Here is a 13158-nt window from a genome sequence, read left to right on the forward strand (position 1 = left end):
CGCGCCTAGTTACTCGAACCAATGGGCTCGGGCGGCCATGATCAACTTGCCGGCACGATCATCGTCAATGCCGTCGATGTCGAGCAGATCGTCAATAGACTGCTCGGCCAGGTCTTCGCGGGTAATTACGCCGCGCACCGCCAGTTCCATCGCCAAATCCTTGTCCATACCCTCAAGCGAGAGCAGGTCTTCGGCCGGATGGGCGTCTGCCAGCTTTTCCTCAGTAGCGATGGCTTTAGTCAACAAACGATCCTTGGCCCGAGCGCGAAGCTCGTTGACGGTGTCTTCGTCAAAGCCGTCGATGTTGAGCATTTCTTCCAACGGTACGTAGGCAATCTCTTCCAGGCTGGTGAAGCCTTCATCTACCAGCACCTGCGCCAGGTCTTCATCGACTTCCAGCTCTTCGATAAAGTTGCGCAGGATGTCACCGGTTTCAGCTTGCTGCTTAGCCTGGATGTCCGATTCGGTCATCACGTTCAGGGTCCAACCGGTCAGTTGGCTGGCCAGACGCACGTTCTGACCACCACGACCAATGGCCTGAGCCAGATTGTCTGCGCCAACGGCGATGTCCATTGCATGGGCATCCTCGTCAACGATAATTGCCGCCACTTCAGCCGGCGACATGGCGTTGATCACGAACTGCGCCGGGTTATCGTCCCACAGGACGATGTCCACACGCTCACCGCCCAACTCGCCCGACACTGCCTGGACGCGCGAACCGCGCATACCAATGCAAGCACCTTGCGGGTCGATGCGTTTGTCCTTGGAACGGACCGCGATCTTGGCGCGCGAACCCGGGTCGCGGGACGCAGCCATGACTTCGATCAGGCCTTCGGCGATTTCCGGCACTTCGATACGGAACAGCTCGATCAGCATTTCCGGCGCGGTACGCGACAGGATCAACTGAGGGCCGCGGTTCTCGGTGCGGATTTCCTTGAGCAGCGCACGCAGGCGCACGCCGACACGGAAGGTTTCGCGAGAAATGATGTCTTCGCGGGCCAGCAACGCTTCGGCGTTGTTGCCCAGGTCGACGATCACGTTGTCGCGGGTGACTTTTTTCACGGTGCCGGAGATGATTTCACCCAGGCGCTCGCGATAAGCGTCAACGACTTGAGCGCGCTCGGCTTCGCGAACCTTCTGCACAATGACCTGCTTGGCGGTCTGTGCAGCAATACGGCCGAATTCGATCGATTCGATCTTTTCTTCGACGACATCACCGACCTTGGCGCCAGGATGCGTTTGCGCAACCTTGCTTGGCCAGGTTTCGATCGCCGGATCATCAAGATCGGCTTCTTCGACGACCGTCCAGCGACGGAAAGTCTCATAGGCACCGGTGTGGCGGTTGATTTCCACACGCAGATCAACTTCGTCTTCAAAACGCTTTTTGGTAGCAGTGGCCAGGGCCAGCTCCAACGCTTCAAAAATCACGTTTGCCGGTACGCCCTTTTCATTGGATACCGACTCAACAACCAGCAGTACTTCTTTGCTCATCGTACGCCTCGCCTTTCGCAAGCCATTGGATCCGCGGGATCCGCGTCTCAGTCAAAACTGGGAATAATGTTGGCCTTGTCGATCATATCGATCGGCAACAGGAATTCATGGTCTTCTACCTGCACCACGACATCCTGTTCTTCTACACCGCGCAGAAGGCCCTGAAAGTTGCGTCGCCCTTCAAAGGGAGACCGCAGCTTGATCTTCACTTGTTCACCGGCAAATTTTGCAAACTGATCAATAGTGAACAGTGGGCGCTCCATGCCTGGCGAGGAAACTTCGAGGGTGTATTCAACGGAGATTGGATCTTCAACATCCAGGACACCGCTGATCTGACGGCTGACAATGGCACAATCGTCCACCAGCACGCCGCCCTCTTTATCGATATAAACGCGCAACATTGAGTGGCGACCTTGAGCCGAAAACTCAATACCCCAGCATTCATAGCCTAGGGCCACGACCACCGGGGCCAACAAGGCCTGCAACTCTTCTAGCTTGCTCGACACCTGAACCCCCTCGTGCATGTATGTGCATGCTGTGCAAAATAAAAAAATGGGCGAAACGCCCATCCTTGAAACGCCGTCGAACAGCGGCGTTGAAAGTGTCCAGCTAACAAAAAGCCCCTTAAAAGGGGCTCCGCTAAAACTGGTTGCGGGGGCCGGATTTGAACCGACGACCTTCGGGTTATGAGCCCGACGAGCTACCAGACTGCTCCACCCCGCGACAAAGCTGGGGCGGAAGTATACGACCGATCCCTTACAGGGTCAATGTAACCTTCCACCTACAAGAAAGCCCGCAACAGCGGGCTCTCCTGATAATTGGTACCGAGAAGGGGACTCGAACCCCTACACCCTATGGGCACAACCACCTCAAGGTTGCGTGTCTACCAATTCCACCACCTCGGCAATACAGCGTTTACAACCCTTCTTACTTCTGCTCTTGAGCTGGAGGTACGTCAGTCGCTGGAGTAGCCGACTTTTGCTCTTGAAGCACCGGGACATCATCAGAAGCCGGTTTTGCTTTTGGTACTTCCAACACTGCTGGGTTTGGGAGACCTACTTGAGTCAGCACATGAGCTTTCTCTTTAGCAAAGTAACCTAACCCCAAGCTGGTTATGAAGAAACCGGCGGCAAGTATAGCAGTAAACTTACTAAGAAAGGTAGAGGAACCTTGGCTTCCGAACACAGTATTTGAAGCACCTGCACCGAAAGACGCACCAGCATCCGCACCTTTACCCTGTTGCAACAAAACCAGGGCAACTACGCCCAGGGCAGCCAACAGATGAAAAACGACTACGACTGTTTCCAGCATTTTCTCAGTTTCCCGCGGCGCGACAGATCGCACCGAACTCATCTGCATTCAGGGAAGCTCCACCAATGAGCCCCCCATCGATATCCGGCATGCCGAACAGTTCGACCGCATTGGCCGCCTTCACGCTGCCGCCGTATAGAAGACGCACACCTTGTGCGACTTCAGAATTCTCTGCCGCCAACTGCGCGCGGATGGCTGCGTGCACATCCTGCGCCTGTTGCGGTGTAGCAGTCAGCCCGGTGCCAATGGCCCAGACCGGCTCGTAAGCAATCACTGCCTTTGCAAACGCACCAACACCCAGCTCCTCGATGATGCTGCCCAGCTGACGCGAGACAACTTCAAGAGTCTTGCCCGATTCGCGCTGCTCCAGGGTCTCCCCTATGCACAACACCGGAATCAAGCCACAAGCCTGTGCCGCTGCGAACTTGCGATTGAGTGTCCCATCACGCTCGCCCATCATCTGACGGCGCTCGGAGTGCCCGACAAGCACATAGGAACAACCCGCATCGACCAACTGACTCGGTGAAATCTCACCCGTCAACGCACCTTGCATCGGCTCCACCGCAGAGTTCTGCGCGCCGACCTGGATCGACTTGCCTTTCAAGCCATCAACCACTTGGTTGATATGCAAGCAAGGTGGGAACACCGCGACATCAACCCCGCTCGGCAAGGCCAAGTGACGAAGGCCATTGATCAGCTCAGCGACACTGGCGCGGGTACCGTGCATCTTCCAGTTACCAGCTACCATAGTGCGACGCATGCTGTACCTCGTCGGTCAAAGTGGGCGCAGATGTTACCCAACCACATCACCACTGGCAAGCCGAATTCAGGCGCAAACTTCAGTTACCAGTTTTGCCAGGTCTTCAGCGTGTGCGCGAACCTGTGTTTCATCGTCACCTTCGACCATGACACGCACCAGAGGCTCTGTGCCGGACTTGCGCAACAACACGCGGCCACGCCCAGCCATAGCAAGGGTCACGCGCTCGCACGCCTCTTTGACAGCAGGGTGCTCAATCGGGTTTTCGCCGCCGGAGAAGCGCACGTTGAGCAGAACTTGAGGACACTTACGCAACGCCTGACGCGATTGGGCCAAGCTTTCCCCGCGAGCCCGCAGAGCCATCAATACCTGCAGCGCTGCAATGATCGCATCGCCGGTAGTCGTGTGCTGGAAGCAAACCACATGCCCGGAGTTCTCACCACCGATCAGCCAGTTGCGCTCCAGCAGCTCAGCGATGACGTAACGGTCACCTACATTTGCGCGAACAAAAGGAATGCCCAGATCCGAAAGGGCCAGCTCCAACCCTAGGTTGCTCATCAAAGTCCCGACAACACCACCTTGCAGCCTGTCACGCTCATGCAAGTCACGAGCGATGATGAACAGCAGCTCATCACCATCAACGATTGCGCCGGTATGATCGACCATAAGCACCCGATCGCCATCGCCATCGAAAGCAATACCCAGATCAGCATGCTCAGCCAAGACAGCGGCCTGCAATTGCCCCATATGGGTTGAGCCGCAGTTTTCGTTGATGTTCAAGCCATCAGGTTGACCCGACAAAACAGTTACCTGCGCACCCAGCTCCTTGAACACGCTTGGCGCCACCTTATAGGTCGCCCCATGAGCGCAGTCGACAACAAGCTTCAGGCCGGCAAAACTGGTGCTGCTCGGCACACTGCTTTTGCAGAACTCGATATATCGGCCTGAGGCGTCATTGATACGCGACACCTTGCCCAGCTTGCTGGACTCAACCACCGTCATCGGTGCATCCAGCAACTCTTCGATCATCAACTCGATCTCGTCCGGCAGCTTGGTGCCCTGGCCCGAGAAAAATTTGATGCCATTGTCATCATGCGGGTTGTGCGAGGCACTGATCACAATACCGGCCTCAGCGTGGAAGGTACGCGTCAGGTAAGCGATCGCCGGCGTCGGCATTGGGCCCAGCAACAGGACATCAGCACCTGCAGCGGATAGACCCGCCTCGAGCGCAGACTCAAACATGTAGCCCGAGATGCGAGTGTCCTTACCCACCAGGATGCGGCACGCGCCCATGCTGCGGAACGCCATACCAGCTGCCCAACCCAGCTTAAGCATGAAATCAGGAGTGATCGGAAATTCGCCGACCCGACCACGGATGCCGTCGGTACCAAAGTATTTTTTAGTCATAAGTGCTCCATCATTCTTATTCGGCTGATTCTACCGCGGCAATCATACGCACTACATCCACCGTCTCGGCAACATCATGCACACGTAATATTCGCGCGCCCTTGGTCACTGCAAGCGCCGCCAGCGCAAGACCACCGTACAAGCGCTCCCCCACCGGTCGATTCAGAGCCAGGCCAATCATGCTCTTGCGTGAAACGCCGACCAACAGAGGGCGACCCAACGCATGCAGGGATTCCATATGCTTGAACAGGCTTAGATTATGCTGCAGGGTCTTGGCGAAGCCGAAACCGGGATCAAGGATGATCTTTTCTGCGGCAATTCCCGCGACAGCGCATTGAGCGACTCGCTCAGCAAGAAAACCACTCACTTCACCAACAAGATCGTCGTAGTGAGGGCAGTCCTGCATATTGCCGGGCTCTCCCAGCATATGCATCAAGCACACCGGCAACCCGGTTGCCGCAGCAGCATCAAGGGCCCCGTCACGCTGAAGGGAGCGCACATCGTTGATCAACCCCGCCCCAAGGCGCACAGTTTCGCGCATCACGGCCGGCGTCGACGTATCAACCGAGATGATCACATCCAGTTCACGCGCAATACGCTCGACAATCGGCGCGACCCTCTCCAGCTCTTCCAAGGGAGATACCACGCGAGCGCCAGGACGGGTCGATTCGCCCCCGACATCAATCAGGGTCGCCCCTGCCGCAACCATTGCTTCAGCATGACGCAATGCAGCATCGAGCTGGCTGAATCGGCCGCCATCGGAAAAGGAGTCGGGAGTTACATTAAGAATGCCCATGACATGCGTATGGGCCAAATCAAGAACCCGGTTGCCGCAAGGCAACCGGGTGGAGGACAACACAGAAGTCATTTCAAACCTTAGACGTCAGCTGCGGGGCCGCCGATCGGAGTTTCAGGGCGTTCATTCTGAACCACTGGCGGCGTGCCAGAGGTGCCTGAACCGCCTTCCCAATCGCGAGGCTCACGAGGTACGCGACCGGCCATGATGTCGTCAATCTGGTCGGCATCAATGGTCTCGTACTTCATCAGCGCATCCGCCATGGCATCCAGCTTGTCGCGGTTATCCGTGAGGATCTGCTTGGCCGTGCCGTAGCACTGGTCAATGATGCTGCGCACTTCGGAGTCGATCAGCTTGGCCGTCTCACCGGAGAAGCTAGCGTTTTGACCACCACCGCCGCGCCCCAGGAATACCTCACCTTCTTCTTCGGCATACATCAACGGGCCGAGTTTCTCCGACAAGCCCCACTTGGTCACCATGTTCCGTGCAATCTGGCTGGCACGCATGATGTCGTTGGAAGCACCGGTAGTGACACCGTCGAAGCCCAAGGTCATTTCTTCAGCAATCCGACCGCCGTACAACGAGCAGATCTGACTGATCAGGGCACGCTTGGAGAGGCTGTAACGATCCTCTTCCGGTAGGAACATCGTGACGCCCAGCGCCCGACCACGAGGAATGATCGACACCTTGTAGACCGGGTCGTGCTCGGGCACAACGCGACCGACAATGGCGTGACCGGCTTCGTGATAAGCGGTGTTCTGCTTCTCTTTCTCGGACATGACCATGGATTTGCGCTCGGCGCCCATCATGATCTTGTCTTTCGCCAATTCGAACTCTTTCATTTCAACGATGCGCTTGCCGGTACGGGCCGCAAACAGCGAAGCCTCGTTGACCAGGTTGGCCAGGTCGGCACCGGAGAACCCAGGCGTACCACGCGCAATCACGGCCGGAGCCACATCGTCGCCCATTGGTACTTTGCGCATATGTACTTTCAGGATCTGTTCGCGGCCACGGATATCCGGCAAGCCAACTACAACCTGACGGTCGAAACGGCCCGGACGCAGCAACGCAGGGTCCAGTACATCCGGACGGTTGGTTGCAGCGATAACGATGATGCCATCGTTCATTTCAAAGCCGTCCATCTCAACCAGCAACTGGTTAAGGGTCTGCTCACGCTCGTCATGACCGCCGCCCATGCCGGCACCACGATGGCGACCAACGGCGTCGATTTCATCGATAAAGATGATGCAGGGCGCGTGTTTCTTGGCCTGTTCGAACATGTCGCGAACACGGCTGGCACCGACACCGACGAACATCTCAACGAAGTCAGAACCGGAAATGGTGAAGAAAGGCACCTTGGCTTCACCGGCAATCGCCTTGGCCAGCAAGGTTTTACCAGTACCCGGAGGACCGACCATCAGTACGCCGCGAGGAATGCGACCGCCCAGGCGCTGGAACTTGCCCGGATCACGCAGGAACTCGACCAGCTCGCCCACTTCTTCCTTCGCTTCGTCGCAACCGGCAACGTCAGCCAGGGTCGTTTTCACCTGATCTTCGGAAAGCAGGCGCGCCTTGCTCTTGCCGAAGCTCATCGGCCCACCCTTGCCTCCCGCACCGCCTTGCATCTGGCGCATGAAGAACATGAACACGGCGATGATCACCAGGATCGGGAAGCTGGCTACCAGCAACTGGGTCCAGATGCTCTGCTGCTCAGGCTGCTTGCCTTCGACAACCACGTGGTTATCGACCAGGTCGCCGATAAGACCGTTGTCCTGGATGGCCGGACGAATGGTCTTGAAGCTATCGCCATCATTGCGTTTGCCGGTGATCACATAGCCATCAACCGCTACGCGCTCGACCTTGCCATCCTTAACTTGCTGGATGAAGTCGGAATAGTTGAGGGTCTGCGGCTCGTTAGGGCTGGAGAAGTTGTTCATCACCGTCACCAGGACAGCCGCGATGATCAACCACAGGATCAGATTCTTTGCCATATCGTTCAATTAACTACCCTCTGAAGCAAGCTCCGCTACTGGCGCGCGCTTCGCATGATATTCACCGGCCTAACTTACTACATTACCTACAACTCTGGCAGGCGCCGTCTGTAACCCTTTGTGAAACTTTGACTACACAATATTCGTAAAGCTTCGTGACGAAAGCGACATAAAAAAACCTATCGACTCCCTTCAAACCTTCAAAGACGCTCATCACTGGCGGCGCCTTCAATGCCGCGGAACCCCCGCGCCAACAAATACTGCTCGCGAGACCGGTCCCGAGAAGAGTCCGGTTTGCGCATCTGCACCTTGTCGAACAGCTTGCGAATGTTCTTGTGGTACTCGTCGAAGCCTTCACCCTGGAAGACCTTGACCAGGAAATCACCCCCCGGACGCAATACCCGACCCGCCAGATCCAGTGCCAACTCGCACAGGAACATGGCTCGCGGCATATCAACAGCCGGTAATCCACTCATATTGGGGGCCATGTCAGAAATCACAAGGTCCACTTGCGAATTTCCTACAGCTTCCAGGATCTCGGCCAGGACAGCGTCCTGGGTAAAGTCGCCGTGCACGAAGGTCACGTCCGGGATGCTGTCCATCTCCAGGATATCGGAAGCAATCAAGCGGCCTTGCCCACCAATCAGACGACTGGCCACTTGGGACCAGCCACCCGGGGCGGCGCCCAGGTCGATAACGCTCATGCCGGGGCGGAACAATTTGTCCTTGTCCTGGAGCTCCAGCAGCTTATAGCTGGCCCGGGAACGGTAGCCGTCCTTTTGCGCCTTTTTGACGTAAGGATCGTTGAAATGTTCTTGTAGCCACTTAAGGCTGGTTTTGGAACGGGCCACGGGCCACCTCGAAAAATAAAACGGGTCGTGATTAACTGGGCGGTCCCGGACTCGCTCGGGTAAACTGGCCGCCGCTTTTTACAAGATCAGACGCAGGGGTCAGATTATGCCGCTCACTCAAGAGCAGAAGAAACAGTACAAATCCATTGGCCACCATCTGAAACCAGTTCTGATTGTGGCAGATAACGGTTTGACTGAAGGTGTGTTAGCCGAATTCGAACGTGCGCTGAACGATCATGAACTGATCAAGATCAAGGTCAACATCCTTGACCGCGAAGCGCGCCTGGCTGCCATTGCGGAACTGTGCAAGGTAGGCAAAGCTGACCTGGTCCAGGTCATCGGCAAGATGGCGCTGCTGTATCGCAAGAACTTCAGCGTCAACAAGCAACTGTCGAACGTACACCGCTTCAAGTAATAAAAAGGGTCACGGGCGTGCTTCGCGCGCCCCGCCACTCCATCCGGGTGCAGGCTGTAAAACCAGGACCAGGCCGGAAAACCCTAGCACAAGATAGCTGAATAGCTGCCAGCGCAACGCTTCCGGCAGCCAGACATGCACAATGCAATACATTGCACACGCATACAGCGCCATCAACAGCAGTTGCCCGCGAATATCCCGCCACAAACTCCCCAAGCCCTCGGTCTTGACCAGCACCAATACCTGGAGCGTCACGCACGCCGCCGCAAAACCCACCAGCAACGCACTGAGCAATCCATCGATCTCATCGATCAGCAACGGCGCCAGGCCAATCAAGCCCAGCGCAGGCAATACGCCGATGTGCAACAACCACAGGCCACCCACCCAAAGCATCTGAGAGAGCTGCCAAAGCATGGCGCCCGCACGAAGCGGGCGCCGCCTTTCAGACGTGACGAACTTCAACAATCTCGTACTCGGTCACGCCGCCAGGCGTTTTAACAGACACCACATCGCCCTCTTCCTTGGCAATCAAGGCGCGGGCGAGCGGAGAACCGACAGAGATTTTGCCGAGTTTGAAGTCAGCTTCATCTTCGCCAACGATGTGGTAGACCACGCTTTCGTCAGTCTCAACATTAGCGATTTCCACGGTAGTGCCGAAAATCACCTTGCCGGTCTTTGGAATGGTCGTCACGTCGATGACCACCGAGTTCTGCAGGCGGCCTTCGATATCACGGATCCGCGCCTCGACCATACCTTGCTGCTCACGAGCAGCGTGGTATTCAGCGTTTTCCTTCAAGTCACCCAGCTCACGGGCCGTACCGATGTCCTGGCTCAGCTTTGGACGTACGACCTTGGTCAGATGGGCGTGCTCCTCTTCCAGGGCCTTGAAGCCCTGGACAGTCATTGGGTATTTGGTCATGCCTTCAATCCTGCGTGTAGATCCTGCAAGCGACGCACGGTCTTTTCCGGACCGAATTTGAGCGCTTCGCAGATGGCTTCGCCAGCAGCAATGGTAGTGGTGCAGTAAATCTTGTGCTGCAAGGCGTTACGACGAATGGAGTAGGAATCCGCGATCGACTGGCGACCTTCGGTGGTGTTGATGATCAGGGTGACTTCGTCATTCTTGATCATGTCGACCACGTGTGGACGGCCTTCCGTCACCTTGTTCACGCGACGCACTTTCAGGCCGGCAGCTTCGATCAGCTTGGCGGTCCCGGCAGTGGCCACGACTTCGAAGCCCAAGTTGATCAGATCACGGGCCACGCCTGCAACCAGCGGTTTGTCATCATCACGCACGCTGATGAACGCAGTACCGCCGGTCGGCAACACTTCGCTGGCGCCCATCTGGGCCTTGGCGAAGGCTTCACCGAAGGTATCGCCAACGCCCATCACTTCACCGGTGGACTTCATCTCTGGGCCCAGGATCGGGTCCACGCCAGGGAATTTGGCGAATGGGAACACCGCCTCTTTCACGCTGTAGAAGTTAGGAATGATTTCCTTGGTGAAGCCGATTTCCTTCAGGGTCTTACCGGCCATCACGCGAGCAGCGATCATGGCCAGGGACACACCGATGCACTTGGAAACAAATGGCACGGTGCGCGAAGCGCGCGGGTTGACTTCAATGACGTAGATGTCTTCGCCTTGCAGCGCCAACTGTACGTTCATCAGGCCGACCACGCCCAGCTCCAGGGCCATTTTCTTGACCTGTTCGCGCATCTCGTCCTGGATGTGCGCCGGCAGCGAGTACGGCGGCAGGGAGCATGCGGAGTCACCCGAGTGAACACCCGCCTGCTCGATGTGCTGCATGATCGCGCCGATCACCACGTCGGTGCCGTCGCAAACAGCGTCCACGTCCATCTCGATTGCGCAGTTGAGGAAGTGGTCAAGCAGCACCGGGCTGTCATTGGACACTTTCACCGCATCGCGCAGGTAACGCTTGAGTTCTTCTTCTTCGTAGACGATTTCCATCGCACGGCCGCCCAGTACGTAGGACGGACGCACCACCAGTGGATAGCCAATCTTGCTGGCGGCACGGATGGCCTCGTCTTCGCTGCGCACGGTGGCGTTTGGCGGCTGACGCAGGTTCAGGCGCTCTACCATTTGCTGGAAACGCTCGCGGTCTTCGGCACGGTCGATGGCGTCAGGGCTGGTACCGATGATCGGCACGCCAGCGGCTTCCAGGGCGCGCGCCAGTTTCAGCGGAGTTTGACCGCCGTACTGCACGATCACGCCTTTGGGCTTCTCGACGCGCACGATTTCCAGCACGTCTTCCAGGGTCACTGGTTCGAAGTACAGGCGATCGGAGGTGTCGTAGTCGGTGGAAACGGTTTCCGGGTTGCAGTTGACCATGATGGTCTCATAGCCATCTTCGCGCAGAGCGAGGGCGGCGTGGACGCAGCAGTAGTCGAACTCGATACCCTGGCCGATACGGTTTGGACCGCCACCCAGGATCATGATCTTGTCGCGACCCGACGGCGCGGCTTCGCACTCTTCCTCATAGGTGGAGTACAGGTAGGCGGTGTCGGTGGAGAACTCGGCCGCGCAGGTGTCAACGCGCTTGTAGACCGGGAAGATTTCCAGCTTGTGGCGATGCGTACGCAGGTTCTTCTCGGTCACACCCAGCAGCTTGGCCAGACGCTGATCGGAGAAGCCCTTGCGCTTGAGGCGGAACATCATGTCGCGGTCGATGCTGGCCAGACCCAGGGTCTTGACCTTCTCTTCTTCCTTGATCAGGTCTTCGATCTGTACCAGGAACCACGGGTCGATCATGTTCATGCCGAAGATGTCTTCGACGGTCATGCCGGCGCGGAAGGCGTCAGCCACGTACCAGATACGCTCGGCGCCCGGCACGGTCAGCTCGCGCTTGAGCACGCTCATGCTTTCCGGGTTGCTCAGGTCGAGCTTCTCGTCCAGACCGCAAACGCCCACTTCCAGGCCGCGCAGGGCTTTCTGCAGAGACTCTTGGAAGGTACGGCCGATGGCCATCACTTCACCCACCGACTTCATCTGGGTGGTCAGGCGTGCGTCAGCCTTGGCGAATTTCTCGAAGGCAAAACGTGGCAGCTTGGTCACGACGTAGTCGATGGACGGCTCGAAGGACGCCGGGGTCTTGCCGCCGGTGATGTCGTTCGACAATTCGTCCAGGGTGTAACCCACTGCCAGCTTGGCCGCGACCTTGGCGATCGGGAAGCCGGTGGCTTTCGAAGCCAGGGCCGACGAACGGGAAACGCGTGGGTTCATTTCGATCACGACCATGCGGCCGGTGTTCGGGCAGATGCCGAACTGAACGTTGGAACCGCCGGTTTCCACGCCAATCTCGCGCAGTACCGCCAGGGAGGCGTTACGCAGGATCTGGTATTCCTTGTCGGTCAGGGTCTGTGCAGGAGCAACAGTGATCGAGTCACCGGTGTGCACACCCATCGGGTCAAAGTTTTCGATGGAGCAGACGATGATGCAGTTGTCCTTCTTATCGCGGACAACCTCCATCTCATATTCTTTCCAGCCGATCAGGGATTCGTCGATCAGCAGCTCTTTGGTCGGCGACAGGTCCAGGCCACGGGCGCAGATTTCTTCGAACTCTTCACGGTTGTAAGCGATACCGCCACCGGTGCCGCCCATGGTGAAGGACGGACGGATGATGCACGGGAAGCCCAGGGTCTCAAGGACCGCGTTGGCTTCTTCCATGCTGTGGGCGATACCGGAACGCGGGCAGGCCAGGCCGATGGACTTCATGGCCTTGTCGAAACGCGAACGGTCTTCAGCCTTGTCGATGGTGTCGGCATTGGCGCCGATCATTTCTACGCCGAATTTTTCCAGGACGCCTTCGCGCTCCAGGTCCAGGGCGCAGTTCAGTGCAGTCTGGCCGCCCATGGTTGGCAGCAGCGCATCTGGACGCTCTTTCTCGATGATCTTGGCAACGGTCTGCCACTTGATCGGTTCGATGTAGGTGGCGTCGGCCATGGCCGGGTCGGTCATGATGGTGGCCGGGTTGGAGTTCACCAGAATGACGCGGTAGCCCTCTTCGCGCAGGGCTTTACAAGCCTGGGCGCCGGAGTAGTCGAATTCGCAGGCCTGGCCGATCACGATCGGGCCAGCGCCGAGAATCAGGATGCTTTTTATGTCTGTACGTTTTGGCATGG

The 13158-nt window shown here is 57.4% G+C and carries 12 protein-coding genes and 2 tRNA genes; 1 reads left to right on the forward strand and 13 read right to left on the reverse strand.

Annotation, left to right across the window (positions count from 1 at the left end; all coding sequences use genetic code 11):
* Positions 1-9 precede the first annotated feature (9 nt).
* The 10 genes from nusA to rlmE form a co-directional block, all read right to left on the reverse strand.
* Positions 10-1491, reverse strand: a complete 1482-nt coding sequence (nusA, locus tag BMZ57_RS20645) for a transcription termination factor NusA (RefSeq protein ID WP_010206599.1) — start codon at positions 1489-1491, stop codon at positions 10-12.
* Positions 1492-1538: 47 nt separating this feature from the next.
* Positions 1539-1997, reverse strand: coding sequence for a ribosome maturation factor RimP (gene rimP / locus BMZ57_RS20650; RefSeq protein ID WP_003235029.1), 459 nt, complete (start codon positions 1995-1997; stop codon positions 1539-1541).
* Between the two features lie 140 nt (positions 1998-2137).
* A tRNA-Met gene (locus tag BMZ57_RS20655) sits at positions 2138-2214 on the reverse strand.
* A gap of 96 nt (positions 2215-2310) precedes the next feature.
* Positions 2311-2396: transfer RNA gene (locus tag BMZ57_RS20660), tRNA-Leu, on the reverse strand.
* A 22-nt stretch (positions 2397-2418) separates the two neighbouring features.
* Positions 2419-2802, reverse strand: coding sequence for a preprotein translocase subunit SecG (gene secG / locus BMZ57_RS20665; protein ID WP_010206600.1), 384 nt, complete (start codon positions 2800-2802; stop codon positions 2419-2421).
* Positions 2803-2806: 4 nt separating this feature from the next.
* Positions 2807-3562 (reverse strand): triose-phosphate isomerase, encoded by a 756-nt coding sequence (gene tpiA / locus BMZ57_RS20670; RefSeq protein WP_003194193.1) that lies wholly within the window; start codon positions 3560-3562, stop codon positions 2807-2809.
* A 66-nt stretch (positions 3563-3628) separates the two neighbouring features.
* Positions 3629-4966, reverse strand: a complete 1338-nt coding sequence (glmM, locus tag BMZ57_RS20675; protein ID WP_069673167.1) for a phosphoglucosamine mutase — start codon at positions 4964-4966, stop codon at positions 3629-3631.
* 16 nt (positions 4967-4982) lie between these two features.
* Complete coding sequence (gene folP / locus BMZ57_RS20680) at positions 4983-5834, reverse strand: dihydropteroate synthase (protein WP_069673166.1); 852 nt, start codon at positions 5832-5834, stop codon at positions 4983-4985.
* An 8-nt stretch (positions 5835-5842) separates the two neighbouring features.
* Positions 5843-7753 (reverse strand): ATP-dependent zinc metalloprotease FtsH, encoded by a 1911-nt coding sequence (gene ftsH, locus BMZ57_RS20685; protein ID WP_010206605.1) that lies wholly within the window; start codon positions 7751-7753, stop codon positions 5843-5845.
* Between the two features lie 200 nt (positions 7754-7953).
* On the reverse strand, positions 7954-8604 hold the full coding sequence (gene rlmE / locus BMZ57_RS20690; RefSeq protein WP_010206606.1) for a 23S rRNA (uridine(2552)-2'-O)-methyltransferase RlmE: 651 nt from the start codon (positions 8602-8604) through the stop codon (positions 7954-7956).
* Between the two features lie 106 nt (positions 8605-8710).
* On the opposite strand from rlmE, the gene BMZ57_RS20695 reads away from it, so the two are divergent.
* On the forward strand, positions 8711-9019 hold the full coding sequence (locus tag BMZ57_RS20695) for a YhbY family RNA-binding protein (protein ID WP_010206607.1): 309 nt from the start codon (positions 8711-8713) through the stop codon (positions 9017-9019).
* A gap of 9 nt (positions 9020-9028) precedes the next feature.
* On the opposite strand, the gene BMZ57_RS20700 is transcribed toward BMZ57_RS20695, so the two are convergent.
* Genes BMZ57_RS20700 through carB form a run of 3 tightly spaced genes read right to left on the reverse strand, consistent with a single transcriptional unit; the run spans position 9029 to position 13156 of the window.
* A complete protein-coding gene (locus tag BMZ57_RS20700) occupies positions 9029-9433 on the reverse strand; it encodes a hypothetical protein (protein ID WP_031291218.1) in 405 nt (134 codons plus the stop codon).
* Positions 9434-9461: 28 nt separating this feature from the next.
* Positions 9462-9938, reverse strand: coding sequence for a transcription elongation factor GreA (gene greA / locus BMZ57_RS20705; RefSeq protein WP_010206609.1), 477 nt, complete (start codon positions 9936-9938; stop codon positions 9462-9464).
* Positions 9935-13156, reverse strand: coding sequence for a carbamoyl-phosphate synthase large subunit (gene carB / locus BMZ57_RS20710; protein ID WP_010206612.1), 3222 nt, complete (start codon positions 13154-13156; stop codon positions 9935-9937). The genes greA and carB overlap by 4 nt, the downstream gene beginning before the upstream one ends.
* Positions 13157-13158: the final 2 nt, after the last annotated feature.

Origin of the sequence: Pseudomonas simiae (assembly GCF_900111895.1) — a bacterium.
Taxonomy (GTDB): domain Bacteria; phylum Pseudomonadota; class Gammaproteobacteria; order Pseudomonadales; family Pseudomonadaceae; genus Aquipseudomonas; species Aquipseudomonas simiae.

Excerpts from the sequence above, each read along its gene's own strand:
- BMZ57_RS20695 (WP_010206607.1), top strand. The coding sequence starts at position 8,711 with ATGCCGCTCACTCAAGAGCAGAAGAAACAGTACAAATCCATTGGCCAC.
- tpiA (WP_003194193.1), bottom strand. The coding sequence starts at position 3,562 with ATGCGTCGCACTATGGTAGCTGGTAACTGGAAGATGCACGGTACCCGC.
- ftsH (WP_010206605.1), bottom strand. The coding sequence starts at position 7,753 with ATGGCAAAGAATCTGATCCTGTGGTTGATCATCGCGGCTGTCCTGGTG.
- greA (WP_010206609.1), bottom strand. The coding sequence starts at position 9,938 with ATGACCAAATACCCAATGACTGTCCAGGGCTTCAAGGCCCTGGAAGAG.
- nusA (WP_010206599.1), bottom strand. The coding sequence starts at position 1,491 with ATGAGCAAAGAAGTACTGCTGGTTGTTGAGTCGGTATCCAATGAAAAG.
- BMZ57_RS20700 (WP_031291218.1), bottom strand. The coding sequence starts at position 9,433 with ATGCTTTGGCAGCTCTCTCAGATGCTTTGGGTGGGTGGCCTGTGGTTG.
- secG (WP_010206600.1), bottom strand. The coding sequence starts at position 2,802 with ATGCTGGAAACAGTCGTAGTCGTTTTTCATCTGTTGGCTGCCCTGGGC.
- glmM (WP_069673167.1), bottom strand. The coding sequence starts at position 4,966 with ATGACTAAAAAATACTTTGGTACCGACGGCATCCGTGGTCGGGTCGGC.
- carB (WP_010206612.1), bottom strand. The coding sequence starts at position 13,156 with ATGCCAAAACGTACAGACATAAAAAGCATCCTGATTCTCGGCGCTGGC.
- folP (WP_069673166.1), bottom strand. The coding sequence starts at position 5,834 with ATGACTTCTGTGTTGTCCTCCACCCGGTTGCCTTGCGGCAACCGGGTT.